Annotated in this window: 26 protein-coding genes; 8 read left to right on the top strand and 18 right to left on the bottom strand. The window is 47.2% G+C overall.

The window, feature by feature from the left end; translation table 11 throughout:
* Positions 1 to 48 precede the first annotated feature (48 nt).
* Genes EA26_RS09770 through EA26_RS20435 form a run of 3 tightly spaced genes read left to right on the top strand, consistent with a single transcriptional unit; the run spans position 49 to position 1,274 of the window.
* Positions 49 to 522, top strand: a complete 474-nt coding sequence (locus EA26_RS09770) for a nitrate reductase cytochrome c-type subunit (RefSeq protein WP_039427155.1) — start codon at positions 49 to 51, stop codon at positions 520 to 522.
* Between the two features lie 30 nt (positions 523 to 552).
* Entirely contained in the window at positions 553 to 1,128 is a 576-nt protein-coding gene (locus EA26_RS09765) for a NapC/NirT family cytochrome c (protein WP_039427153.1), read from the top strand.
* A gap of 11 nt (positions 1,129 to 1,139) precedes the next feature.
* Positions 1,140 to 1,274, top strand: a complete 135-nt coding sequence (locus tag EA26_RS20435; RefSeq protein WP_081946416.1) for a TIGR02808 family protein — start codon at positions 1,140 to 1,142, stop codon at positions 1,272 to 1,274.
* Positions 1,275 to 1,338: 64 nt separating this feature from the next.
* Here EA26_RS20435 and EA26_RS09760 read toward each other — a convergent pair whose 3' ends face one another.
* From EA26_RS09760 to EA26_RS09750, 3 genes are all read right to left on the bottom strand, one after another.
* Positions 1,339 to 2,967, bottom strand: a complete 1,629-nt coding sequence (locus tag EA26_RS09760) for an ABC transporter substrate-binding protein (RefSeq protein WP_226978317.1) — start codon at positions 2,965 to 2,967, stop codon at positions 1,339 to 1,341.
* A 115-nt stretch (positions 2,968 to 3,082) separates the two neighbouring features.
* Positions 3,083 to 3,637, bottom strand: coding sequence for an outer membrane beta-barrel protein (locus tag EA26_RS09755; protein WP_039427150.1), 555 nt, complete (start codon positions 3,635 to 3,637; stop codon positions 3,083 to 3,085).
* Complete coding sequence (locus EA26_RS09750; protein ID WP_039423633.1) at positions 3,638 to 4,762, bottom strand: IS630 family transposase; 1,125 nt, start codon at positions 4,760 to 4,762, stop codon at positions 3,638 to 3,640. It lies immediately after the preceding gene.
* Positions 4,763 to 4,835: 73 nt separating this feature from the next.
* Between EA26_RS09750 and EA26_RS09745 the strand changes: the two genes are divergently transcribed.
* Positions 4,836 to 5,075, top strand: coding sequence for a LexA family protein (locus EA26_RS09745; RefSeq protein WP_020432846.1), 240 nt, complete (start codon positions 4,836 to 4,838; stop codon positions 5,073 to 5,075).
* A 319-nt stretch (positions 5,076 to 5,394) separates the two neighbouring features.
* Here the strand turns inward: EA26_RS09745 and phaC are convergent, their stop codons facing one another.
* From phaC to EA26_RS09695, 9 genes are all read right to left on the bottom strand, one after another.
* Positions 5,395 to 7,167, bottom strand: coding sequence for a class I poly(R)-hydroxyalkanoic acid synthase (phaC, locus tag EA26_RS09740; protein WP_039427149.1), 1,773 nt, complete (start codon positions 7,165 to 7,167; stop codon positions 5,395 to 5,397).
* A gap of 61 nt (positions 7,168 to 7,228) precedes the next feature.
* Positions 7,229 to 7,576 (bottom strand): phasin family protein, encoded by a 348-nt coding sequence (locus EA26_RS09735; protein ID WP_039427146.1) that lies wholly within the window; start codon positions 7,574 to 7,576, stop codon positions 7,229 to 7,231.
* 39 nt (positions 7,577 to 7,615) lie between these two features.
* Entirely contained in the window at positions 7,616 to 8,824 is a 1,209-nt protein-coding gene (locus EA26_RS09730) for an acetyl-CoA C-acetyltransferase (protein ID WP_039427144.1), read from the bottom strand.
* 12 nt (positions 8,825 to 8,836) lie between these two features.
* Positions 8,837 to 9,577 (bottom strand): SDR family oxidoreductase, encoded by a 741-nt coding sequence (locus EA26_RS09725; RefSeq protein WP_039427143.1) that lies wholly within the window; start codon positions 9,575 to 9,577, stop codon positions 8,837 to 8,839.
* Positions 9,578 to 10,135: 558 nt separating this feature from the next.
* Positions 10,136 to 11,038: a protein translocase subunit SecF gene (gene secF, locus EA26_RS09720; RefSeq protein WP_039427142.1), complete on the bottom strand. Its 903-nt coding sequence runs from the start codon at positions 11,036 to 11,038 to the stop codon at positions 10,136 to 10,138.
* Between the two features lie 2 nt (positions 11,039 to 11,040).
* Entirely contained in the window at positions 11,041 to 12,870 is a 1,830-nt protein-coding gene (gene secD, locus EA26_RS09715) for a protein translocase subunit SecD (RefSeq protein WP_039427140.1), read from the bottom strand.
* 71 nt (positions 12,871 to 12,941) lie between these two features.
* The gene (locus EA26_RS09710; RefSeq protein WP_052079238.1) at positions 12,942 to 13,457 is read right to left on the bottom strand and encodes a hypothetical protein; all 516 of its coding nucleotides are present in this window, start codon (positions 13,455 to 13,457) and stop codon (positions 12,942 to 12,944) included.
* Between the two features lie 68 nt (positions 13,458 to 13,525).
* Positions 13,526 to 14,188, bottom strand: coding sequence for an SH3 domain-containing protein (locus EA26_RS09705; RefSeq protein WP_039428952.1), 663 nt, complete (start codon positions 14,186 to 14,188; stop codon positions 13,526 to 13,528).
* A 610-nt stretch (positions 14,189 to 14,798) separates the two neighbouring features.
* Positions 14,799 to 15,254 carry an Lrp/AsnC family transcriptional regulator gene (locus EA26_RS09695; RefSeq protein WP_039427136.1) on the bottom strand — a complete coding sequence of 152 codons (456 nt, stop codon included), beginning with the start codon at positions 15,252 to 15,254 and terminating at the stop codon, positions 14,799 to 14,801.
* A 140-nt stretch (positions 15,255 to 15,394) separates the two neighbouring features.
* On the opposite strand from EA26_RS09695, the gene EA26_RS09690 reads away from it, so the two are divergent.
* Together EA26_RS09690 and EA26_RS09685 are read left to right on the top strand one after the other, a co-directional pair.
* Positions 15,395 to 16,333, top strand: a complete 939-nt coding sequence (locus tag EA26_RS09690; protein WP_039427134.1) for a DMT family transporter — start codon at positions 15,395 to 15,397, stop codon at positions 16,331 to 16,333.
* A 139-nt stretch (positions 16,334 to 16,472) separates the two neighbouring features.
* Entirely contained in the window at positions 16,473 to 17,135 is a 663-nt protein-coding gene (locus tag EA26_RS09685; protein ID WP_039427133.1) for a flagellar brake protein, read from the top strand.
* Between the two features lie 34 nt (positions 17,136 to 17,169).
* Here EA26_RS09685 and luxQ read toward each other — a convergent pair whose 3' ends face one another.
* The 6 genes from luxQ to EA26_RS09655 all read right to left on the bottom strand — a co-directional run bounded on the left by luxQ (position 17,170) and on the right by EA26_RS09655 (position 23,552).
* Positions 17,170 to 19,737 carry a quorum-sensing autoinducer 2 sensor kinase/phosphatase LuxQ gene (gene luxQ / locus EA26_RS09680; RefSeq protein ID WP_039427132.1) on the bottom strand — a complete coding sequence of 856 codons (2,568 nt, stop codon included), beginning with the start codon at positions 19,735 to 19,737 and terminating at the stop codon, positions 17,170 to 17,172.
* A gap of 3 nt (positions 19,738 to 19,740) precedes the next feature.
* Entirely contained in the window at positions 19,741 to 20,838 is a 1,098-nt protein-coding gene (locus tag EA26_RS09675; RefSeq protein ID WP_039427130.1) for an autoinducer 2-binding periplasmic protein LuxP, read from the bottom strand.
* A 222-nt stretch (positions 20,839 to 21,060) separates the two neighbouring features.
* Complete coding sequence (locus tag EA26_RS09670) at positions 21,061 to 22,221, bottom strand: conjugal transfer protein TraF (RefSeq protein ID WP_039427128.1); 1,161 nt, start codon at positions 22,219 to 22,221, stop codon at positions 21,061 to 21,063.
* Between the two features lie 72 nt (positions 22,222 to 22,293).
* Positions 22,294 to 22,590, bottom strand: a complete 297-nt coding sequence (locus EA26_RS09665; protein WP_039427126.1) for a GIY-YIG nuclease family protein — start codon at positions 22,588 to 22,590, stop codon at positions 22,294 to 22,296.
* Positions 22,590 to 23,249 (bottom strand): YceH family protein, encoded by a 660-nt coding sequence (locus EA26_RS09660; protein WP_039427124.1) that lies wholly within the window; start codon positions 23,247 to 23,249, stop codon positions 22,590 to 22,592. The genes EA26_RS09665 and EA26_RS09660 overlap by 1 nt, the downstream gene beginning before the upstream one ends.
* Positions 23,250 to 23,348: 99 nt before the next feature.
* Positions 23,349 to 23,552, bottom strand: coding sequence for a hypothetical protein (locus tag EA26_RS09655; protein ID WP_039427123.1), 204 nt, complete (start codon positions 23,550 to 23,552; stop codon positions 23,349 to 23,351).
* A gap of 272 nt (positions 23,553 to 23,824) precedes the next feature.
* Between EA26_RS09655 and EA26_RS09650 the strand changes: the two genes are divergently transcribed.
* Complete coding sequence (locus EA26_RS09650) at positions 23,825 to 24,142, top strand: DUF496 family protein (RefSeq protein ID WP_039427122.1); 318 nt, start codon at positions 23,825 to 23,827, stop codon at positions 24,140 to 24,142.
* Positions 24,143 to 24,310: 168 nt separating this feature from the next.
* The gene (locus EA26_RS09645) at positions 24,311 to 25,651 is read left to right on the top strand and encodes an MATE family efflux transporter (protein ID WP_039427120.1); all 1,341 of its coding nucleotides are present in this window, start codon (positions 24,311 to 24,313) and stop codon (positions 25,649 to 25,651) included.
* Positions 25,652 to 25,696: the final 45 nt, after the last annotated feature.

The raw sequence follows: 25,696 nt of genomic DNA, 5'->3' as shown, positions 1-25,696 counted from the left end.
ACAAGGGCAGCCTGACAAAGAATTTAGCCATTAGGCGGAGATGAAACGATGAAAAAATTAGTCATGACGCTGTTTTCCATCAGCGCACTTTCTTTAGTTGCCCTGCTCAGCAGTGTTGCGCAGGCCGAGTTAGAAAACCCGGGAGGCACGGGCGGTCTTGAGTCCCTTCGTGGCAACACACCTTTAGAGGATACTCGCCCTGCTGATGTGATGAAAAAATACCCGCGTGAGCAAGTGTTAGAGAGTGATTACGTTTATCAGCCACCCTTGATCCCTCATAACATTCGCAGCTACGAAGTGTCACTCAATGCCAACAAGTGCCTTGCATGCCACAGCTGGAAAAATGCCAAAGAGATGGGCGCAACCAAGATCAGCGTGACCCACTATATGAACCGTGAAGATGCGGTGCTGGCCGATGTATCGCCGCGTCGCTACTTCTGCCTTCAGTGCCACGTGCCTCAGGCAAGCGCTAAACCGCTGGTCGAGAATGAATTTGAACGCGTTGACTCACTGCGTAAGTAGTAGCCAATTATTGAAGCGAAGAGGCTATCTATGAAAATATTGAAAGCGTTTTGGAAGCGACTCAGCACTCCGAGCAAAGCGGCCGCTGGTGTGCTGCTGTTTATGGGATTTGCTGGCGGTCTGCTGTTTTGGGGCGCATTTAACACTGGGATGGAAGCGACCAACAGCGAAGCGTTCTGCTCGGGTTGCCACGCCCCGATTGTGGCGGAAATCCAAGAAACCATTCACTACTCGAACCGCTCTGGGGTGCGTGCGATCTGCTCTGACTGCCACGTACCGCACGAGTGGACAGACAAAATCGTGCGCAAAGTACAGGCGTCCAAAGAGCTGTTCGCCCACTTCATGGGTAACATTGATACACCGGAGAAGTTCCAAGCACGTCGCGCACATCTGGCTGAACGCGAGTGGGCACGGCTGAAAGGGAATGACTCGTTAGAGTGTCGCAACTGCCACCAGTTTGAATACATGGACTTTTCCGAGCAAAGCGAACGCAGTGCTAGCCAACACTCCACCGCGCTGGCTTCGGGTGAAAAAACCTGTGTTGATTGTCACAAAGGCATAGCCCACAAACTGCCTGACATGCATGGCGTTGAAGGCTGGCAGTAAGGAGAGCAAACATGAGTACATTAGAATCGGTTATTTGGCATGTTCTCGGCTACAGTGCCATGCCCGTAATTATTTTAGCTGGCTTTGCGGGTGTAGCCGCCATGTCACTATGGCTGCTATCACTTAGCAAAGACAAAGAGCTCTGAGCTCGTCTCGACTGAGTTCTTGTTCCAAAAAAACACCAAACGATCGCTCGTTTGGTGTTTTTATTTAATTCACTACCCTAGGGTCACCAATCCACAGTTGATAAAAATCACTGTAGCCCGTCTTTTTAACTTGAATCCCTTTTACTTGCCGCGCCTTGGTGATTGCTTCTTTACCTGCAAACAAAGGTAAAATACGTTTGTGCTGATACAACGCCTGTTCAATGTCCGCCAATCCCTCTACAGGGTTATCAGCAGCCACCGCAGCAGCGATTTTCTCATGATGCATTAGCCACTCGTGCTCGATAAAAATAAAGCGCAAACCGGATGCAATCAGCAACCACTCGTATACTCCATACTCAAGTGGAGATTCAATCACCTCTTCAATCAGCAGCAAATCGGCCTCTGCTCGAACCGATTCTGGGTGGCTGATTTCAGTGAGCTCCAGTACTTGCAGCGTCAAACCTGTCGCTCGGATTGCTTGGTGCAACCAATCTGCTGTGGCCTGCAAATACGGTAAGGTCCATTTCGGTTCGGCCAACACCAGTGTACCGCGAAGCTGAGGAGTAGAGAGCGAAGAAATCAGCGCCATTTCGCTTTGGCTGCACAAACCACTCACCGCACGTTTTGGCGCGTATTGCCCTTTAAAGTGCTGTAGATAGGCAAAGAGTTTATGCCAATCTTCCTGCGTGATGCCCGCCTGCGCTCGTTGATTGTAAGTCAGATAGGAGAAAGCACTGAGCATGGTCGTCTCGGTTTTTCCTTCTGGCCGATTAAAGCTCATCACATGAGTCAGAGTGTCATCGGCATGCGAGAGAGTAATCTGCCTTAGCAGCGCGCTTTCCGCAAAGTAGTGCTCATGGCGTTTTAGCACCAAATGCTCCTCATTCCAGTCATGAAGACGAAACGGGCCTGTGCCGAGATAATAACGATGTTTTGCATCAAATTGGATGATATCAGGACAAACAATCGACGCATGGGGCATGGCCAAGATATAAGGGAACAACGTATTTGCCCTTTTTAACACCACCTGAATCTGCGATAAACTAAGCGCTGTGATGCTTTCCACTTGTTCAAATAGGTGGGCAACCGGTCCGTCATCCAACAAACGCGTCAAGCTCCACACCACATCAGAAGCAGTCAGCCTTTTGCCGTCATGACGTTGAATGTCCGGGCGCAACCAAAGCGTGAGGGTTTTACCTTCCATTTGCCAAGCATGAGCAATAGAGGGTTTGAGCTTGCCTTCCACATTTTGCTTTAAGAGCGTGTCATAGATGCTGCGAACTATATGCAGCTCAGCATGGCGCACCGTATGCTGTGGATCGACCGAGTCAACCCAAGGGTAGTGGGTAATAAGTAACTCGCTGTTAGCTTCATTCCAGTCATTCTGTTCTTCCGTCGCTAACGCTAGCGCGTTTACCGTGGTAACACCGTAAAGCTCCAATAAGCGCGTGATCAGTTGAAAGCGCCCTTGTTTGAGCTCCTCTTTTAAAACTTGCAGTAGGGCATCACTTAGTGAATTGCGGATGATCAGTTGACTCGCTTTGCCACGTCCGACCGATGGGCGCCACTCGATCCACCCCAAATCGGATAAATTTTTCAGAATAATCGAGACGTTTCGTCGCGAAGTCGACAAAACGTGCTCCAGTTCATCCAGAATCACTTGATAACAATGATAGCGCTCATATCGATTCAAAAGCTGATTAAGTCTTCGTATATTTGCTTCGTTCACAACGGCTTACTGATTGTTATTATTACTTTTAAAAATAGCACAAAGGCCCACCGAAGTGGGCCCCTATCAAGCCGATGACTTAAAAGTGGTAACTTGCGCCCAATGAAAAAACACTGATGTCCGATTCAATGGTCACTTTTTCAGCGCCCACTTTAACAACGTCCAGTTCCGGACGCATGAAATCCCAAGAGGCGCGAATATGGAATTTTGGTGAAATTTTCAGCTCTGCACCCAAACCGTACATGCCTGTGACCGTACTGTCAGACAATGTGGTGTACCCCGGTTGATTGAGCAATGCGTTAGCAACCTTAAACTCAGCGTTAAAGTAGGCAAGGCCCGCCTTGGCATACAGATCAAAAGTATCCATTAGGGCAAATGACAACTTAGGTTGAATGGACAAAAAGTGCATATTGCCAACAGTGACATAAGTATCTTCTAGCGCATCGTAACCGCCGATCGCCCCCTCGATAGCCAAGAATGAGTTGAATTGATAACCACCATAGATGCTGCCTGCCACACTTTGGTCATCTTCCAGTTCCAGGTCCATTGAGCCAGAGCCATAGCTAGTGTTGGCGTTACCTGCTGCATTTTTGAACGTCGCCATACCCAGTGAGCCACCTAGTACCCTTTCCATTTAGTTTTGAATGGTTAGTTCATCATAAGCCCGGTGAAGTTTGTTCCGGGCTTTGTCTACATCAAACAACCATTCAATGGATGCTTTCTCTGTATTGCGCATAGTCTCCCAAGCTTTAAGTTCCCGATGTAATTCCTCCCAACTCCCGATACGTCGATTAAGGCATTGCTGATTCATAACGCCGATCTCAATCTCCACCATGTTGAGCCAACTGGCATGAGGAGGGGTATAGTGGAAAGTGATTTTCCTTAATATTCGACGAGCCTCTCCCGCAGGGAACGTGTGATAAAGTGCGCCAGCCTTGTGAGTGGTAAAATTGTCTAATACAACATGAATTTGCTCTGCATCCGGGTAATGTTCATCAACTAACTCTTTCATGCACCAAGCAAAGTCTTCGAACTTTTTGGTTTTTGTTGCTTTCGCATGTCGCCAACCATTATGTCGGTCATACATCAGGAAGATATTCGCTACCGCTTCCCTGCGATATTCATAATCGATGCGTTCTGGTTGTCCAGGTTTAGCTGAAATAGGCTCTCTTGTATGGGAAATCATCTGCTTCATGGCCTCATCGAAGTTAATGACCGGCTCTTTGGGGTTGGCAGGTTGAGCATACAACTCCAAAACTTCTTCCATCTGTGCAATGAAGTCCGCATTGAGTTGACCAATGCACCACATTTTCTTCTGCCATGGTTTGAGTTGATTTTCCTTAAGTCGTGAGCGGATTGTTTCCAGAGAAATACTTTCTAAGTCCGTCAAAGCAATCAGCCTGTCTGCAATTAAAGAAAGCGTCCAGCGAGCGACCCCTTCAGGTGGCTTGGTACAGGCGATAGTGATAAGCGTGGCTTCCTCGCTTGAGCTTAATGCCTTCGGCTGCCCACGACGTTTTCCTTCTTCCAGGGCAGATTGCAGGCCTTCTTCAACAAAACCGCGTTTGGTTCTATAGACCGTTGAAGTACTGGTGTTTAAGAGCTGACATATTTCAGCGTCTGTATGTTGCCTGTGATTTGCCAGTAAAAGGATTTGGGCACGTTTTAGCTTTCTGGCGTTGTGCTTACCTTTACTGGTGAGTTCGTTAAGTTCAGCAATTTCTTCACAAGTCAGTTCAACACGGTAGGAAATATTCATGGCATGATAGGCTTCATTCTTAAAACCAATAATTGATCATACTCCGGTAAAAATGTCGATCTAAGATGGGAAAATGTCTGGAAAATACACCAAAAAACAAGGGCAGTATCTGGCCTATATTTACTACTACACCAAAGTGAATGGACGAGCGCCAGCTCATGCAGATCTACAAGATTACTTTGAGGTATCACCACCAAGTGTTCATCAGATGTTATTGAAGCTTGAAGAGCGTGGATTGATAACGAAAGAAGCTGGTGTCAGCCGAAGTATCAAGGTGGCTATTGATGTAAAAGAGCTACCATTGGATTGGTAGCTCAATCGATCAGAATTAAATGGAAACGGTACTAGATAGGATTCTGCTTGCGCACCAAAAGAGAGTGCCCCTGCGATAACTAGAGTAAGAATGGATTGATTTGTCATGTTTGCTACTGCCTTCAATTAAAAAACATTGCGTTATCCAGTAACTTCCTAGTTTGTTGTGCTTCCTTACTGGCTAAGACAACTAATGAACAGTGTGCAATATTTCATTGATAGAAAACATGATTGAATTTGCGCTGTTTTTGCATGATTTAGATAAGTTTGATGGCGTGTTGAGAAAATGCGCTACGAAGAGCCGTAGCGCATTGAGCTGATTACTTTAAAATAGGTAGGACTTGCTTAACATACTCACCCGGTGCCTCTTTGAGGATGGGGTTGAGTTCAGAGCCTTGTCGATAAGGCGCGACTTTTTCTTGCGGATTGTACTGCTGCAACCATTGGTCCCAATGAGTCCACCAAGAGCCGTCTTTGCGCTGTGCATTGCTCAACCACTCTTCTGCCGATTCATCAAGATTATCATTCAGCCAATAACCATACTTGTTTTTCGCCGGATGATTAACAATACCTGCAATGTGCCCAGACTCACCAAGAACAAAGGTTTTGTTGCCGCCCATATTCAAAGCACCGCGATAGGTTCCTTGCCATAAGGCGATATGATCTTCCTTAGTGGAGATAAAGTAGCTTGGGATGCGGATCTTATTCAGATCGATCCACACGCCGCCAACCTTGACACCACGTTCCTCAACCAACTTGTTGTTGAGATATAGTTCACGCAACATAAAATTGTGCGTGGTTGCGGCAACGTTGGTGCTGTCGCTATTCCAGTACAGAAGATCGAAATCTACCGGACTACTGCCTTTGAGGTAGTTATCCACGTAGTAGTTCCAGTACAAGCTATTTTCCCGCAGCAAACTGAATGTCACACTGAGCGAACGACCATCCATATAACCCTTAGCGGTATTTTGCGCTTCAATTGCACTGATGATGGTGTCGTTAATGTAAGCACCTACTTCGCCAGGCTGAGAGAAATCCAAAAGCGTAGTGAAAAAGGTCGCCGACTTAATGCGTTTTTTCATCCGCTTCGCCGCGTAGTAACCCACCGTACACGCCAGTACCGTTCCACCAATACAATACCCTGCTGCGTTGATCTCTTCTTGACCTGTGATCTCTTCAATTGCGGTCACTGCTTTGACCACACCTTCGGTCACGTAGTCGCCAAACTCAACGTTCGCCTGCGCTGGACCAGGGTTACGCCAAGAGATCATAAATACACTGTGGCCTTGCTCTAAAAGCCAGCGAACCATCGAGTTCTTAGCGGTTAAATCAAGGATGTAGTATTTATTGATAAACGGCGGGACGATCAACAGCGGGGTGGCATTGACTTGCTCTGTCATGGGGCGATATTGAATCAACTCAAACAGTTCATTCTGATAGACCACATCACCCGGCGTGGTCGCGATATCGGCTCCGAGACGGAACGCGTTATTGTTGGTCATGCGAATTTTAAGGATATCCGCACTCGCAGCCACATCCTCTTTGAGTAGCTCCAATCCAGTGAGCAGATTTTCGCCATTTTTCTCAATCGTTAGCTTAAGCAACTCAGGGTTGGTTGCGATAAAATTCGACGGTGAAAGCGCGTTAATTGCTTGGCGAGAGAAGAAACTGATCCGTTCTTTGGTTTTCTCATCGAGCCCTTCAATGGCATCGATGGTATCCATGTACGTTTTGCTAAACAGCAGGTAGGACTGTTTGATGAAGCTGTACATCGCTTCTGCTTGCCAAGCTTCATTAGAGAAACGTTTGTCTCCCTGCTCAGCTTCAATAACACTTTGAGTGTTGCCGGAAAGCGCCACATTTTGCCAAATTTGCAGTTGTTGTTCCCACCACTGCGTCTGCAACTTCAGCAATGCTGCAGGCTGATTTGCCGCTTTTTCAACAAATCTTGCCGCATCCTCAAAGTTCACTTCTTGCATTGCCTTGTTCAAAGGAGAATTGACGGCTGCCTTGCTTGCTTCAAAGTCTTGCCACCATTTTTGATTGGTCTCTTGGAGCTTTACAAGATAGTCCGAAAAGAAGTGTTGCAACATAATGATACTCCCTTACTCGGAAAAAACGCCGCCTAGTTAGGCGGCGTGAACACAGAACAAATTACGCTGGTGTAACTGTTTTGATGTTTTCCGAAGTCAGCTTTTCAACATCGTCTTTGAACTCTTTGGCAATCGCTTGCAGCTTGTTGCTGTCGTCTAGCATTTGCTGAGATAGCTTAGTCAATACACCCAGTTGCTGACTGTTAAATGTGGCCAGTGAAGTAACATCTTTAATTTCAGATGCTGCTTTCATTTGCGCCAAACCCATTTCGCTGTAGGTGCGAATAGCGTTTAATTGCAGTTCAGTGAGCACTTCAACGTTCTTCGTTACCAGCTTGTTGAACTTGAAGTAAGGTTGTAGGTTTTTCTCTGTTTGATCAGTAAAAGTTTTGAAAAAATCCGTGTACATGGTTTGTCTCCTAACGAAATGTAGAGGTTGTTAATCGAATTACTTAACTGTTTTCACAATCACGGCAGTACCCATACCACCGCCGACGCACAACGAAGCCACACCAAACTGACCATCTTGTTTGTGCAGCTCGTGAATCAATGTAACCAAAATACGGTTACCAGACGCTCCTAGTGGATGCCCCAATGCAATCGCGCCACCGTTAAGATTTGCTTTATCTTGAATGGACGCAACCGATACCTGATGTTGCTCTGCCAACTTGTGAATAACGCCAAGCGCCTGAGCCGCAAAGGCTTCATTGAGCTCATACACATCAATGTCATCGGTTGACAGTTGCGCTTTCGCCAACGCTTTGGTTACCGCTTCAACGGGGCCAAGCCCCATAATTTCAGGCGCTAATCCAGACTGGGCGTAGCTCACAACTTCCGCTAAAGGCTGCAAGCCATAGGTTTTCACTGCGTGTTCTGAAGCCAAAATAATCGCGCTCGCGCCATCGTTAATGCCAGAAGCATTTCCCGCTGTCACACTACCTTCTTTGTCAAATGCGGGACGAAGACCTTTCAGTCCTTCCAACGTCGCATTGGCTTTGGGATATTCGTCGCTATCAAACAAAACTGTCTCGCGGCGTTGCTTGACTTCAACCGGAACAATTTCTTGCTTAAACTTGCCAGCTTCGATCGCGGCAACGGCTTTTTGCTGACTCGCAAGCGCGTATTGATCCTGCATTTCGCGGCTAATACCGACCTGTTTGGCGACATTTTCCGCCGTCACACCCATGTGATATTGATTGAACACATCGGTCAAGCCATCTGCGATGAGCAAATCTTGCATCGATAGATGACCCATCTTGTTGCCGTCACGCACACTACCCGGCATTGCAAATGGGATCTGCGACATCACTTCAACCCCAGCCGCAACGACGATCTCGGCATCACCGCTACGTATATGGGAAGCGGCATCCATTACGGTTTTCATCCCACTGCCACACACCATATTTAATGTATAGGCAGGGACACTGGCGGGAATACCTGCATAAACAGAGGCTTGGCGTCCAACCCCCATTCCTTGCCCGGCACTTACCACGTTGCCCACAATGACTTCGTCGATATGTTCTACATCAACCTGCGCTTGCGCCAACGCACCTTTGATCGCAACCGCCGCTAACTCGCCCGCTGAGGTATTTTTTAACGCCCCACCAAATGCACCGATTGGGGTACGTTTAGCGGCGACAATGTATACTTTTTCCATTAGGTTGATCCTTTAATGCATGTATAAGCCGCCGTTGACCGACAGCGTCTCACCCGTGATATACGCACCTGCGTCACTCATTAGAAAGGAGACCGCTTTAGCAATCTCATCTGGCGTAGCTAGGCGACGCATTGGGATCTGAGCTTTGATGTTTTCCAGCACTTCTGGGTTCATCTGCTCAACCATTGGCGTCAACGTGTATCCAGGAGCAATCACGTTGACAGTGACACCATTTCTTGCCCCTTCCAGCGCCAATGCTTTGGAGAATCCGATCATGCCGGCTTTTGCTGCAGAGTAGTTAGTCTGGCCAAATTGACCTTTTAACCCGTTTACGGAGGAGATGTTGATAACGCGACCATTACCTTTTTCACACATGGCGGAGAAAAGCGGTTGCGTCACATTAAACACACTGTTGAGGTTAGTATTAATGACATCATGCCACGCCTCTGCCCCCATCTTTTTGAACACGCCATCACGAGTGATACCCGCGTTATTGATGACGGCGTCAATGGTGCCTTCCTCTTCAAGAAGTTGGCTCAAACGCTCAGCACACTCTTGGGTATTCGTTACGTCAAGCTCAAACAAGCGCACTTGATCTTCGGTAAAGCCTTTTTCGTTAAACCAATCTAGCGCACATTGATAGTTACCTGTGAAATAGGTAGCCACTACGCGATAGCCATCTTGTACAAGTTGAGAAGAGATTGCAGAACCAATTCCGCCTTTTGAACCGGTGATCAAAGCGACCTTTTTCATCTAAGAACTCCATTCTTACACAGCAAAAAATCTAGCACATAGACCGATTGGCAAATATTTGCCAACTGACAATTCAAATATTATTTGTGACGTCTTCATCTAACGTTCACCTATTTAAATAAGCTAACTTAGAAATATTACATTTCAAATAAAATTTTAAAAATTACACCTAATATTGAGCTAGATCTCATAAGGAATGAAATGTTATAAAATGGTTAATGAAAATATAATTAATTGAATTTAAATGAATTTAAAGTCTTAATGTTCATGGGTAGATTAGTAAGTGCTTGTATTGAATAGAACTTGATGTTTTTTCTTGTTTCATCGTTGAAGTGTATAACTTGCAGACACTCTCAACGAATTACCGATATATTTCCTTCATCTATCTAAATTCTTATTTTATCAATAAATATCCAACTAAAATCCACACCAATTGATATATATGTTTAAAGATTAAATTGCTAAATAAAATAAAGCCACATTATTCTGTGGCTTTGTTTTATTTATTTACTATTTTATCGCGTAACGCTATTTACCGTTCGACTAATACTCTGTGAGCTAAGGAGCAGTGTCGATTTCTGGCGGTAAGTAATGGACTGGTTTAAGCTTCCACCATTCTGGTAAGACCGTGCCAATAGAAATTGACGACCATGTACCAGAAAGCACACCAATAAACATCGCGGTTGAGAAACCCAGTAAGGCGCTACCGCCCATTAACCAGAGTGCGGCGATAGTGATGAGCGTGGTCCCCGACGTGACCATGGTACGCGAAAACGTCCCTATCACGGCTTGATCGTTGATCTGCTCCGTGGCTTCGTCTTGTTTAGCGATCAGCAGTTCACGAATACGATCAGCAATAATGATCGAATCGTTCAGGGAGTAACCCAATATCGCTAAAATGGCAGCGAAGACCGTCAAATTAAATTCCATCTGCGTGATAGCAAAGAAACCCAGCACCAGTACTACATCGTGCAGTAGAGCCACTAAAGAGCCCCCCGCTAAACGCCATTCGAAACGCAGACAGAGGTAACCCAAAATCGCCAAGAGACAGACCAGCATGGCCATGCCGCCTTGTTCAAGTAGATCTTGCCCAACTTGTGCCCCAACCACACTATTGCTAATCACCGATACCTGCGAGGAGACGGATGCCAATCCACTGGCTAGATCTGGAAGGCTGGTTTGCTCCTCAGGCAATGAGTAGCGAATCACCCATCGCCCCTCTTCTCCCGCCTTAGTTACTGTAGCCGATTCACCCAAAATCGGTTGTACTGCATCGAGTAACTGATGATTGGTCACCGTGGGCGCTAACGCCACTTCAGTGACCATACCTCCGGTAAAATCTAACCCTAGATTTAAACCGCGTACCGCCAATGCTCCCAAAGAAACAAGCATCAGTGCGAGTGAAATGACGCTAGTCAAGTAACGGAGCGAACGGATGTGCTTTTTCATAGAATTGATCATAGTTAAACCCTCACACTGCGGCGACTATCTCGTCCCCAGATCAGATTGATCATGGCTCGAGAAGCAAAGACACCTGTGAACATACTGGTCAGCAGGCCCAATCCCAACGTTAATGCGAATCCTTGAATTGGCCCATTACCGATGGCATAGAGCACGACGGCGGTAATCATAGTGGTGATATTGGCATCGAGAATGGTTGAGAAAGCGCTGTCAAACCCAGCATCAATCGCTTGCGCGAAGCTGCGTCCTTCACGCATCTTGTCTTTAATTCTCTCAAAAATGATCACGTTTGTGTCGACGGCCATACCGACGGTCAGTACTAAGCCCGCAATGCCCGGCAATGTTAGTACAGCGCCCGGAAGCAAAGCGATGAGGCCAAGTAAACAAAGCATGTTGGCGACAAGTGCCACATTGGCCACCCAGCCTAGACGGCGATACCAGAGCGCCATAAAAGTTAGCGTCAGCCCCATGCCCAGTGCCAGAGCAGCAAAGCCGTTTTCGATGTTTTCCGCTCCGAGCGAAGCGCCAATGGTGCGCTCTTCAACAATCGAGACAGGCGCGGTCAACGATCCAGCTCGCAGTAGCAGAGCCAGTTGCTGCGCCTCATCCATGCTGCCAGCACCGGTGATGCGAAATTGGCTGCCCAGCTGAGACTGAATCGTTGCCACACTGATCACACGCTCACTGCGCGAGATCTCACCATTTTCTTGTGTAATGTATTCGCGATAAACCGTCGCCATCGGTTTACCCAAATGTTTAGCGGAGAAATCGCTCATCTTCTTGCCGCCACTATGGTCGAGTGAGATGTTCACTTCCGACATGCCCATCTTATCCACGCCCGCGCGGGCGTTGACAATGTGCTCTCCGGTTAGCACTGGGCGTTTATCCAGAATCACTTGGCGGCCATCATTGTCACTGAGGATAAGATCTTGCGACGAAGACACTGCGCCCGGATCTTTCACCTCATAGAAAGCCAGGCTGGCCGTTGCGCCAATCACATTTTTCGCTTGAGCAGGGTCTTGCACTCCCGGTAGCTCAATGCGAATACTGTGCGCTCCTTGACGCTGCACCAAGGCTTCCGTAATGCCAAGCTCTTCAATGCGATCGCGCATGATCTTAAGATTTTGCTTGAGCGTTGTGCTCTGGAACTCGCTCACGTAGGCCTCTGATGGCTTAATGACTAAGGCTCCAGCTTCTGTACGCGTTTGCCAATTGGCGTAATTGGTTTTGATAAACGACACCACTTTATCCTTGGCCTGCACACTCTCACTGAGCACTCGTAGCTCGGAAGTTTTGCTCGCCTGGATTTGCACGGAGCGCAGTTTCTCGCTGCGTAGCATCGCACGAATTTCATCCGCCAAGGCGTCCCGTTGCTCTTCGAACGCTTTGTCTACATCCACGTTGAGCAGAAACTGTACCCCGCCACGCAGATCTAACCCGAGTTTGATCGGATTGAAGCCTAAGTCGGTCAGCCATTGCGGCGCGATCGAGAGATAAGAAAACGTGAGAGTTGCATCATCATGTAAAATGCCATCTAGACGCTTTCTAGCGAGGCTTTGGGCGTTTTCGTCGGCAAAGACCAAGGTCGTTACGCCATTTTGTTCGGTGATCTTATCCACCGCGATCGCTTGTGAATCTAACCACTTTTTCAATTGCAGCAGGTCATGCTGAGGCGCGCTATCTTTCGCATAAGCGATCTGGATGGATGGTTGCTCACCATACCAAGTCGGAATCGCGCTTAAAGTGAGAATCACTAGGGTGGTAATCAACACCAAGTACTTCCAAACGGAATAGTGATTGAGCACCTTGGCCGATTTGTGTTTTTTTGTCATAGTTTTCCCCTCCGTCTGGTGAGACAGAGTCAATTCAGTTCAAATAAATGTTTTTTGATTAGAATATTGAGTCAGGAAAATTGACTGTTGAGCGCGACGTACATGGCATTGGTTTCTTTCCAACCCGCCAAACGATGGTTGGGAGAAAAATGGTAGGCTCGTAATAGCTCAAGTTGCCTTAAACGGCAGCAAAGGTGAGATAAGCTGACATGAATATTGGCTTGATCAAGGCCACTAAAGAAGAACGGATCGCTGTTCTGCGGTGAGTCTTCACGCTGCGCAACACTCCAACGATTCGCGTGCAAGATAGCGGCTGCGTCATGTCGTTGATACGATTGTGAAACGGGATAGGAAACACTGTCCTGCTCGCTACGGCTCTCACCAGCAAAGTGATTGGTCAGCTTGAGGTGCGCAGTAGCAAGACGTCCGCTTAATGAGTTGGAACGTTCTATGTTCTCGGCAATCGATGCAAAGGCTTCTACTGGTGTCATCACCAGTGTTAATAGCAAAGCCAATAGTCGTAAAAAGTTTGAATGCATCGCGGTACTCAAGATCAAAAAGCAAGCCACAGTGGCTTGCTTGGTCATACTATGCCTAAGGAGGGCCTGGCTCAACTAAAAAGATCTAAAATCTGCGCCGATGGGTAGCATCTAATCTATCGATAGAAAATATCTCCGCTATTGATATCGAGATAAATTTTATTCTCTTGATCCAAGCCGCCACAGTATATGAAATACACCTCTCTTGGCTGAAAAGTGACGGAGCGCACCCAACCACCGAGTTCCTCAAAATCTTGCGGCTTGCAAGTGCCATCATTCAGCAGTTGTTGAGTGTGTTTGCGGAAAATCTCCTGATGCTGTAGGAGATCATCTGAACGCGCGATGTATCCATCGAGAATTTCCAAGCGTTCCATCTCTTCTATCACGGGTTTCTCGTTAGACAACTGCGTCATATTGACCCACTCAGCCGTCTCTTCCCCCCCTTCCTCATAGACGAGATAATCGGTAATTCGCCCCCAGCCGAGTTGTTTTTCCAAAATGGTGAGCTTCTCTCCTTTATAAAGATGATCGACCACCAACGCATCTTCTTGAGGTTTATTGTGCACGCTAATACGTCGTTCCACGACGTAATATTCCGTAATTTCTGGGGCCGGCGCTTCAAGATCCAGAATGGGTTTCTTCTCGGTAGCGACTGCTGGTGGCGCTTGTTCGCTTTGCGGCTCTTTTACTTCCTCAGGCTGCATAAAGAAGACGTAATAACCTGCAGCAGCTCCAACCAGCAACAACAGGACAATTAACACCAGCAAAATTTTTTTCATCCACACATCCGTCTTCTGTTTTTCGGCTCTATTTTGCTCATGAGCATAACCAAAACATCGCGTTACGCCAACCAGCCAAAACAATCTCTCCTAGGTATAGCATACCGTTCGTGCCCACTGCTTAAATAGTCACCTTAACGTGAAGAGCGCGTATGCACTCGAAGAGCCGTAAAACCCTTTTCCTTACAGGACTTTTAGTATCAGCACAGGGGAAAATAGCGACACACGTCACAATAATGCTTTACTTTTGCTGCTTTTTTGGTTAATTTCGTATTCATAAGTTTTCATAAAACAAAATAGTTGGCTGGTGAACATGCAAAATGACATGCTTTTCAATCGCTTGAATCACATGGAAAGTCAAACCGTTGCTAGAGCGAAATTCTTATCCGTCGTCAGACACGTGAAAGAATTTGGATCGATCAACGACCTTGATTTGTGCAAAATCTTCGGAGAAACCATTTGGTGTGATGGCTCAGAATATCATTCTGCAGCATTCTCTTTTCGAATCGACCGAGATACTGGCAATTGTGAAATCTCTCAAATGCGCCATCAGTAGTCATCGTGAGTAAACGAATTTTATCAGCGGAGCAATTTCAGCTCCGCTTTTTTATTAGCGGTAGATCGGCAGTGCCGCTGAGTTTTTGACGTTGCGGATCGCTAAATGCGTATGAATATCCTTGACGTTTTGTAAACGCTGCAACTTTCGAGTAAAGGCTTCATATCCGGTTAAGTCTTTTGCCACTACCTCAAGCAAGTAGTCGTAGGCTCCAGAGACGACGTGACAACTGACGACTTCTTCCATTTCCACAATAGCTTGTTCAAAGTGGTCAATTGACGTCACTTGATGATTGTTGAGACTCACCTCGACAAACACCGTCATGGCAATACCCACTTTCTCCCGAACTAAATACGCATGATATCCAGCGATGATGCCATCTTGTTCTAAACGTTTAATCCGTCTTGCGCAGGGCGAGGCAGATAGACCAACTTTATCCGCGATCTCTGCGGTGGTCAGGCGAGCATCTTCTTGAATCAATCCGAGTATTTTCTTATCTATCCTATCCATCACACTGGCTTTTCTCTTCATTAAAAACGATTTAGTTAGTGAAAATCATCAATATTCATATTATCTATGATGATTTTTGCCAAAAATCACCCCGAACAATAAACGATAATTAACACTATGTTAACTTATTGATGCCCACTATGACGCTCGGCTACCTCGCGATATTCACCACCTTATTCATTTGGTCTGGCTTTTTTCTCTCACTGAAAGGCGGGGCGATTTCAGCGCTTCAACCGGCCGATATAGCCCTAACACGTTTTCTCATACCAGCGCTTGTACTTTCGCCACTGGTCCTCAGAGCAAAAATTCAGATTATTCAGGTCCCCAAACGCTATCTAGCGGGCATGTTCATTGGCAGCGGTTTGCCTTATCTGCTCATGGCGGGCACCGCGATGCACTATGTCCCGGTGGCCCATGGCAGCACACTGGTTCCGGGAACCTTGCCTTTGTTTGTCACAGGCATTGCTGTGCTGTTCTATCAACAGCCGCTGAGTCGGCACCGGATATTTGGCTTGTCGCTGGTTATCGTAGGCATCGGGTTATTTTTGGCTCCTCATTTGAATGGCTTGCAGTTAGGGCAAGAGACCAAAGGACATCTGCTGTTTCTTCTTTGTAGTCTGATGTGGGCGAGTTTTACCATCAGCGCTCGGGTCGCCAATCTCAATGCCTTGGTCAGTTCAGGTTTTGTTGCCTTACTCTCTTTGATTGCTCTCGTGCTGGCTATGTACAGCGGCCTATTGCCAAGTTATCTGGCTCAGGCTCCACTTGCTGAATGGCCTTGGCGTGAATTACTGGGCCATACTTTCATTCAAGGCATCGGCGCGGGCTTAATCGCGTCTGTCACCTATCTATACGCTGTACGTACGCTCGGTGCGGAAAGGAGTGCCGCCTTTGGCAGCGCTACGCCAGTACTTGCGACCTTGCTCGCGATACCTGCCTTTGGCGAATATCCTGATAGCATCACTTGGCTAGCACTGATTGTTGTCAGCAGCGGTAGCCTTATCGCCAGCAACATCTTCATGCGTCACGATACGTCGCTGGATTACCAGCCACCAGCGCACAGTGTCGAAAAACGTTAGGCATTTTCAACACCAGATTGCAGAGACGGACAACGTCACAAAACACGCATTAACCTCTTGTCTGCGCGGCATCCTTACTTTGATGCCGCTCGCTTCCAGTTTATAGTTCAGATACCTAAACGATAAAACAGAACGCTCTATGGCTCCCAGCAATAGCAAGGAAGAAATTCGCCGTTTCCTTACCCCCGGCATGAAACTGAATGTCAGCTTTGAGTTTGGCCCAGATGATAAAATGGCTCGCCCAGCAACTTTCATTGGTTTAAAAGACAAGCACTTTGTCATTATTGAAATCGCCGAAAAGGACAAAGAAGAGTTTGTCTTGCGCAAATTGGAGAACACCGATGTGGTGGTACGTGGTATTGCCGATACTGAGCTGGGTCATATCGTCGCGTTCAAAAGCAGTATTTTAACGACCATTGCCAAGCCCGCGTTTCTCCTTTTTCTCCGTATACCGAGCAATTTTGCCACTAAGCCTGTCCGCGAACACGTGCGCTACAAAGTGGCGCTCAGCGGTATGCTGACGCACAATGGGAATCAGTATCAAGGCAACTTGACCGACTTTTCTGTCTCTGGCTGCGGATTCACCACACTCGTCGAGCCCGAGTTTACCAAAGGCGCTTTTGTTAAAGTCGAGTCCACACTAAACCGCTTTATCTCTGCAGATAACGGCTGCCATATCGCAAGTGTGCGTAAAATGCCCAACGGCTGGTTTGTCGGCATCACTTTCGAACAAGAAGTGAGAATGACCAGCGAATTAAAAAGAGAGCTGCTTGAGCTCTCTTTTAAAGCAGGGCAGGCTTAGCCCTGTAGGGTTGACAAAAGATTTGCCAGATTCATTAGCAAAAATGCTGCTTAAAGTGCACAAAAGCACGGTATAAGGCCTCTTCTTTAATCGGCTTCACCAACACATAGTTCGCACCCGCGGATAGGAAAGCATGCTTGGTCTCTTCTTGGGTGTCCGCGGTACACGCGTAAACTGGGGTCGCTAACTTCAGGTCTTCACGGATCAGTTTGGTTGCCGTGATGCCCCCCATCTTCGGTAACTGATTGTCCATGATAACCAGATCAAACGTCTCGCTTGCTAGTTTTTCCAACGCCAACGTACCGTCTTGTACCCACTCAACTTGCATGCGATATTTTTGGCAAAACGCTTTTAATATGAACGCATTGGTGTGGTTATCTTCGACTAATAGTACTTTAAGCGGCTGTGCAAATAACTTTTCTGGTTTAACGGCAACGCCGCTGTTTGCTTCGACATGATCGCTGTCGCTGGTCGGTAAGAGGACGCAAAACTCAGAGCCTTGCCCAAGCTCACTCTTCATCTTGATCTCCCCGCCGAGCATCTCCACCAGATTCTTAACTATGGTTAAGCCAAGACCACTTCCATCGTATTCTCGCGTCGTAATAGATTCTGCCTGCACAAAGGGTTCAAAAATACTTTCCAACTTGTCTTGAGCGATACCAATACCCGTGTCTGCAACGCGGATCTCCAGCTTCTGAGCCGTTGGCTCGCTCGACGTCAAAGAGAAAGTCACATCAATGTGCCCGTGCGTGGTGAATTTCACCGCGTTGTTGATCAGATTGAACAAGATCTGATTGAGACGAACTTGATCCGTGCAGAGCTGATAGGTCTGTGGCAAAGCACTTTGAATGGAGAGCACCACTCCTTTGGCACGGCAAATTGGCCGATAGATGTTCTCCACGGTATACAAGGTATCGGCGAAACTGAACTGACGTTTCTTGATGTTGAACTTACCTTGTTCAATCTTGGAGAAGTCAAGAATGTCATTGAGTACCGCCAGCAGATGTTCGCCACTGTGACACAGAACATCCACCTGTTTAAGATTCTCTTCTCCTTGCACCGAACGTTTGAGTAGTTGCGCAATCCCAAGGATACCGTTGATCGGCGTGCGTATTTCATGGCTCATTTTTGCTAAAAAATCCGCGCGAGTCTTTGCAGACTGCTCAGCTTCACGTCGAGCAAGCTGGCTTTGCCTTTCGGCTTCAATCAAGGTGGTGATGTCCTGCCCCTGCACGATGATGCCGCTGATGCCGTGCTCCACCATAATTGGGGACAGGTTCCAGCGGAATATTTTGTCACCAATCGGCACGTTGACGCCCGTTAAGGTAGCCCCTTGACCCGCCATGGAGACGTGCGGCAACAATAGTTGCTTAAATGAATGAAACACCGGATGCATCATTTCAGGTTGATCAAGGCTATCAATCACCAGCTCTTTACGCGCGGCGGGATTCATCTTAATCAGCAGACCATTTTCTGACCACACCATCATAGGCGAGAGGGCAAAATTGAATAGATCCTGAAAAGAGCGACGCTGAGATTCAAGCTGCTCGAAGGTATCTTCCAATGTGTGCCCAATGTGGTCGAACTCAACAATGTCTGAACCCAAAAATCGCTGAAAGCGCTCACCCGCGGCGCCAAAGCGACTGTAGTTCATCAAGGTACTCAAGGCGTTGGCAACTCGGTTTTGGATCCACACCCGGATCGCCATTGAAAGCATGAGCATCAGTAAAATTGAGAAAATAATACCGAGATAATGTTGTCGCTGCAGAGAAGCCACATGGCTGTTGTCTTGTACCGCTAAGATGGATAACGGTGTATCGGACGAATTGATACGAATGGCGGTTTGGCTGACCAGTTTATCGTGCATCACCGCGTTATCCGCCGCATCTTTCAGTTCAACAACGGTATCCACGTCGTAAGTCTCGTTGCCATTCATTGAATGTGCGATGGTATTCTGCTCGGCCAATAAAAGAATGCTGTCGCTGTTACTGCCACTCTCTAGCATCTCGACCAGCGGGAAGTTGTTATCCAGCACCATAGTGACATAAAACTGCCCGCGCACTTCACCACTGTTTGGATCAATCACTGGCGAGCGCCTGACCAACAAGTGCCTTGGCCCCATCAGAGTGAGCATGGAAAGATAGTGCCAGTTGTTATTGAAAGCGACGCGGCGAGCAATCTTCGCTAAGATCACTTCATTGACGCCATAGAAATGACCATTGCCGTCATCCCAAATCACACTGGACGCATCAGTGAGAAAGCGAAATTCTGGCGTATGAGACGGATCCGCTTGATCAACACTGAGAAAAAAGAAATCAAGGTTTTCGCTATCTTTCTGTGAGAAAAAGTTAAACACTGCGCTGCTTTTCGCGCTGTTATCATGGTGGATCTGCAGCGATACCAAGTGATTTTCAAACAGATTTCTCACCAGTGCTGAGGTTTGTTGTTTGGTGCGCAGCACTTCCTGATTGATGATTTTATTACTGAAATAATAACTCTGGATAAAAATCCCGATAGTGATCATCCCAAGTACCAGTAAAAAGATACGGGTGATTAATGTGGCCAGAGATTGGCGTTTGATTGAAGCTGCGTCGTCTGTCATTCACTATTGGCCAGAATATCTGAAGGCTCTCTCTTTAAGCGTTTCAATGTGTTGCGGGCTATCTTCTTTGGTCACCACTTCAAAATCTCCTGAAAATACGGTCGGGACTTTCTTCCCTTCCAAATCCCACTTAATCGCTTCTGCCATCGCAATACCCGTATCATCATTCATTCGCATGACAGTGAGGTCGAGATCGCCAGCGCTGATAGCGTCCAACTCAGCCGATCCACCGCCCCAGCCGTTGAGCACAATGTCGTCTCGTTTGAGCTCTTTTAACGCATCAAGCGCGCCTAAGGCGACATCGGTCGAGCAGGCATAGATGAAGTTGACATCTGGATACTTTTCTAAGCTCATCATAGCAGTTTCATAGCCAGATTCTTTGGTCGCTTTGGTGTAGAACGACGAGCGCAATTGAAAATGGTTGTCTCTGTTTAGCTCACGAATAAATGTATCGCCTCTGGCATCACTAACATAACCTTCAGAGAAATAGAGCACGGAGTACTGACCACCTTGCGGATACATTTTTTCCAACTGCTTAGCCAGCGCAATACTGCCTTGCGCATGATCGAAGCCGACATATAAAAATGGTTGACGTTTTTCCCATGCCTGTACTGGTGTGGTGATGTTTTGCAAGATCAGCTTAGTGTCCGAGGAGTCAAGAACATGCTCAATGAATTTGCGGTGACGGGTGGTGTCTAGGGTAAAAATCAGATAATCCGACTTACTTTTTAGCGCTTCCATCAGTGATACGCTTTGCTGCTTAATATCGGCATTTGGACGGGTGAACACTTGATTGATCTGATAGCTTATCTGCAGCTTATCCATGCGTTTCTCAAACGCACTCAGATTCCTAACCCAGTAATCAGAAACTTGTTGGCCGGGAAACACCACCGAAATACGCACAGGCTTTGCCTGATACGCTTTGAGCGGCACAGGATGGTTACGTACTGTTTGCGCAAGCGCATTGGTTAAATCGGCTTGTTCTGGAAAGCGCTCTAAATATTCTTGATACGCCCAATATCCGTTCAAGACTTCTGAAGTTTGTGCATTGGCACTAAAATTTGCTAAACAAAGCAAAGACATCATTAATGCTTTTTTCATGTGACGCTCGATTTATTCTTGGAATTTATTATTGGCATGACCTAACCAGGTTGTACTAAAAGAGTAACGTGAAATCTGTTAAGACTCCAGTTCAGCGTCACAATTTGTCTATCCACTTTAGCATTGACTAAAAAGCCCCCAAGCGAGTAAAACTCTACGCTTGAGGGCTTTATTATTCCATACACGACATGGCGAGAGGAAAGAATCAGTGCTTTTCAGTTTTTAGAAGGTAAAGGCCAAATTCCCCGAAACGCCAAACTGGTTTTCGCCCGCGTAGCTGGCTGCCAAATCCAAGCTAACCACATCAAATGGACTGATACCAATACCGAATGTAAACGCATTTTCTACCGTGTCTTCGAGATCCATTTCATAACCCGCACGCAGTTGCGCCCATCCCCAAGCATTGCCTTCCACCCCAAAACGAACAAACTGCGTTTCATCGTTAAGTGACTTAAACCGCTCTTGCTTGGTAAGATCGAAATCAACTGCTGCCGTCAGTAGCTCACCTGAATAAGCCGCACCAAGGGTGATCTGAGTGTTCAGCTCATAGGTGTCCTTCTTCAATCCGGTTTTGTCCTTCAAATCGATGGTTTGACTTAATAGATCTTTCACCGCAAAGGCAACACGAAACTCGTCCTTGTACCAAACCGCACCTAAATCGAGGTTGAAAGCCGATTCTTCATGTTCACTTTCATCATAATCTTCGACATCAAAATCTTTGACCGACGGCTGAACAAAATAGGTGGTCATCTTTTGCAGTTTTGGCGTAACACCCAGTGAAACACGCTGTTCGGAGAAGGTAAGCTCTTTGGCCAGCGCCAAACCAAACTCCGTATAACCAAATGCCGCCATTTTCACACTGGAGTCGGTATAGCGATCTTCAACATCCGCCGCCGTATTACCGTTTGAATCGACGATGACTGGCAACGCGACGATCTCAACGTAACCTCTGGCAAACAAGTTCGTAGAAAGCGCTTTGGTCGGAATGGCTAGCGCCAACCCTAAACTGCTACTAACGGTAAGCGGAGCGTTCCCTTGTAAGTCATCCATATAACGGTTGAGTTGATCAATCTGATCCTGCCCTTTGGCCGAATTCTCATATCGGTCGATGGCATCTTGCAGATCGTCAATGGTTGTCAAACTGTCATCACTGTCCCGGACATTCACGCCAAACGAGGGCAACAGAAGGCCAAAATCATCCTGCTGCTTGAAATCAGCGACGAGGGCCGGATTGTAAAACGGTGCGGTCAGATAATCTGCCGATGCGACTCCAGTATTGCCCATGCCGTTGCCGCGTCCGTCCGCAACGTGGTTAGCCGCGAAGGAAGAAAGTGAAGCCAGTGCTAAGCCGATACCCACTGCGATTTTATTGTGCTGCTGCATATGCGCTCAATCCTTGTTGTTATTCATCAAGTCCAATAAAAGCGTATCAGTTTTATATTGAAAATAGTGATATCAATAAGGAAAATTATCGATAGGCAAACATAGATCACCTTTTATTAGGCGCTCTTTGTCTCTTTTGGGTAGCGATTTGATGTGACGTTCGATTTTCAACGCCGTGCTTTTATCACCAACAGGATAGGACCATTCAAGCACCAATGGCCCTTTACCGCGCAACGCTTTGGCACCTTTACCCAGTTGATGTTGGCTAAAGCGTCGCTCGAGATTATTGGTAATGCCGCAATACAGGGCATTGAGACGAGTTCGGATCAGATAGACCGACCACTCCGAACCCACAGAACATTGATGCATTACAGGAGCGACTGGACTAAAGCCTTAAGCTCATCAAGCTCTTCCCTGAGGACGCTCACTTGCTCTTCTAATTCAGCGATACGCTGATCGTCGCCGGTGTGACTGGCAACATGAGCAGGCATCGACAAGGCCACTTGGCTAGCATCTACTTCACCACAAAACTGATGCATATAGCGCGCTTCGCGTTTACCAGGCTCAATCGGCAGTTTTACCACCAACTGGCCACGTTCTTCACTCGCCAATCTGTCCAACACCGTCTCTACTTCTTTAACATCGGCAAAGTTTGCGAGACGATTGGTCCGGGTACGCAGTTCACCCGGTGTTTGTGCGCCGCGCAGGAGCATGCAACAGACAATGCCTTTCTCCTGAGCCGATAGCTTTAAATCACCGAACTCGGTATTGCAGAAACGGTGCTGGTATTTGCTCACACGGCTGTTAAAGCCACTTTCGTCACTGACCAAACGGCGAGCAATCAGTTGTTCGACGGCATCCAACACGTCAGACTCCGACAAATTCATCACTGGCTCACGGTTGCTTTTTTGATTGCAAGCGTTAGTCAGGGCATTTAAGCTCAGCGGATATTGGTCTGGCGTGGTCACTTCTTTTTCAATCAAACATCCAATGACGCGTGCTTCAACGGCGGTCAATTCAATCTTCATTTTGCTTATCCTTATTGTTATTTTGCGCATACAACCATCTGGCGTATATGGCTATTTTGCGTGACACCATAGCACGTTTTTCTTTTTTAACTCAAAACGTTAGTGCTCAGGTATCAATGAAATTTTACGCATTCTTCCCTTTTCATCCACCATCACGATCTTGGTGCGATTTAGCTCAACTTCGACGACTTCCAATCGGACTCTTTCATCAATATAGGCGCACCTTAACTTCTGACACACATCTTTTGCGTTTTCATCGCTGGATTGTTCGGCATTTTCAAGCGTGGAATTTACGTAGGTCATACGACTTTGTTTGGTTATCGATTGATTTGTTGCGCAGATAATATAGCGAACCATTGGTTAAACACAATTCGCAGGGCAAAATCTGTATTTTTCTTATCCAGACAGGCATTGGCTTGATCTAAAAGCTGTTATGACTTTGTATGATGTGCTTTAATCTGTGACGGGACGAATAGCCGAGAAGAGTGACCTCAAGATAGCGCTCAAAGCGATAATAAGAAGGGTATCTTGAAGTTATTTTGCTTTTTCACATTCACATTTGAGGTAAGGGACCTATGAATACGGTATTTGAAATTGTCGCGCAGGCACGCCGCAAGAACAAACTGAAACGTGAACTGTTGGACAATGAGAAAAAAGTTCGCGACAACAGCAAACGGGTTGAACTGCTCGAAAACCTATTGGATTACATTAAACCTAACATGACTTATGATGAAATTCTGACCATCATCAAGAACATGAAAGCCGACTACGAAGACCGCGTCGACGATCACATCATCAAGAGCGCAGAGATTTCGAAAGCACGCCGCGACATCAGCCGTCGTATTCGTGAGCTGACAGAAGCAGACAAACAAGCGACTGGTGCTAAGAAATAAGCCACAGTTGAATTTACATTGTATCTGTCAGCTAAACCTCGCTTCGGCGGGGTTTTTTATTGCCTGAACATTGGCGCTTAACCACATAAAAAAACGGGATGAATCTTTTTCCCACAAGTTGTCTGAGTCATGTAGACTTTGTGCCATGACAGCTCACACATCGAATTTATGACACAAAACACTCCTTCGTTATCACGTCAGCTTTTCGCCATGACGTGGCCAATGCTTTTCGGCGTACTCTCCATCATGAGTTTCCAATTGGTTGATAGCGCTTTCATCGGGCAGTTGGGCATTTTGCCGTTGGCCGCACAAGGGTTTACCCTACCACTGCAGATGGTGATCATCGGTATCCAAGTAGGCTTAGGCATAGCAACCACCTCGGTCATTTCCAAAGCACTAGGAGCGAACCAAGCGCAATACGCTCGCCAACTGGCAGGGCTAATTGTACTGATGGGCGCAGTGGGCATTGCTTTGGTGTGTGCACTGCTTTGGTTTACTCGCCACTGGATTTTACAACTTCTCGGTGCACCAGAAAGTGTGTACGCCATCATCGACAGCTACTGGCCCTACTGGCTTATCAGTGCCTGGACTGGAGCGATGCTCTATTTCCTCTACAGCATTTGCCGCTCGAACGGCAATACGATACTGCCAGGCACCATGATGATGGTGACCAGCGGTCTTAACTTGGCATTGGATCCGCTGTTTATCTTCACCTTGGATATGGGGATCGAAGGTGCCGCGATTGCAACCATCGTCGCTTTTGGTTTTGGCATTTTAGTCATCGCGCCACGACTACAGCGCAACTCATGGATCAGTTTTGCCAAAGACGATCTTAACGTCTCTGCAAGCGTTGCCGCTATAGGCCATATTATGGGCCCGGCGATGATTAGCCAGTTGTTACCGCCTGTCTCTTCGATGCTGGCAACCAAACTCATCGCAGGCTTCGGTACTGCAGCTGTCGCTTCTTGGGCTCTTGGGTCACGTTTCGAGTTTTTTACCTTGGTCGGCGTGCTTGCCCTGACCATGTCGATGCCGCCGATGGTCGGACGTCTTTTGGGAGCAAAAAAGTTCGCCGATATTCAATCACTGGTGAACATTGCCACTCGCTTTGTACTGCTGTTCCAATCCGCTCTGGCGATAGTCAGCATGCTATTGGCAGGTCAGCTGTCCGCGCTGATGACCAGCGATCACGGCGTAGAGTCGGTGCTCAACATGCACTTGCTCATCGTGCCGCTGAGCCTTGGCCCACTAGGCATCTGTATGCTAATGGTTTCGGTCTGTAATGCGCTGGGTAAGTCCTATACCGCTTTGACCATTTCCGCGCTACGCCTGTTCGCATTCTTCTTACCCTGCTTGTGGCTCGGCGCGCAGTTAGCGGGTTTGCAAGGGCTATTTATTGGCGCAGCACTGGGCAACCTACTGGCGGGCTTTGTCGCTTGGCTTAGCTATCGTTCTGCGCTGAACAAGTTGCTCAATCAAACGGATCCCGCGCAATCACCAACTCGCTAACCTCACTTGACGCAGTCGCCCTAGCTATTGGCGACTGCGCAGTCT

Source organism: Vibrio navarrensis (assembly GCF_000764325.1).
GTDB lineage: Bacteria > Pseudomonadota > Gammaproteobacteria > Enterobacterales > Vibrionaceae > Vibrio > Vibrio navarrensis.
Note: the sequence above shows the minus strand (reverse complement) of the source record. Positions and strands in the feature narration are given on the sequence as shown.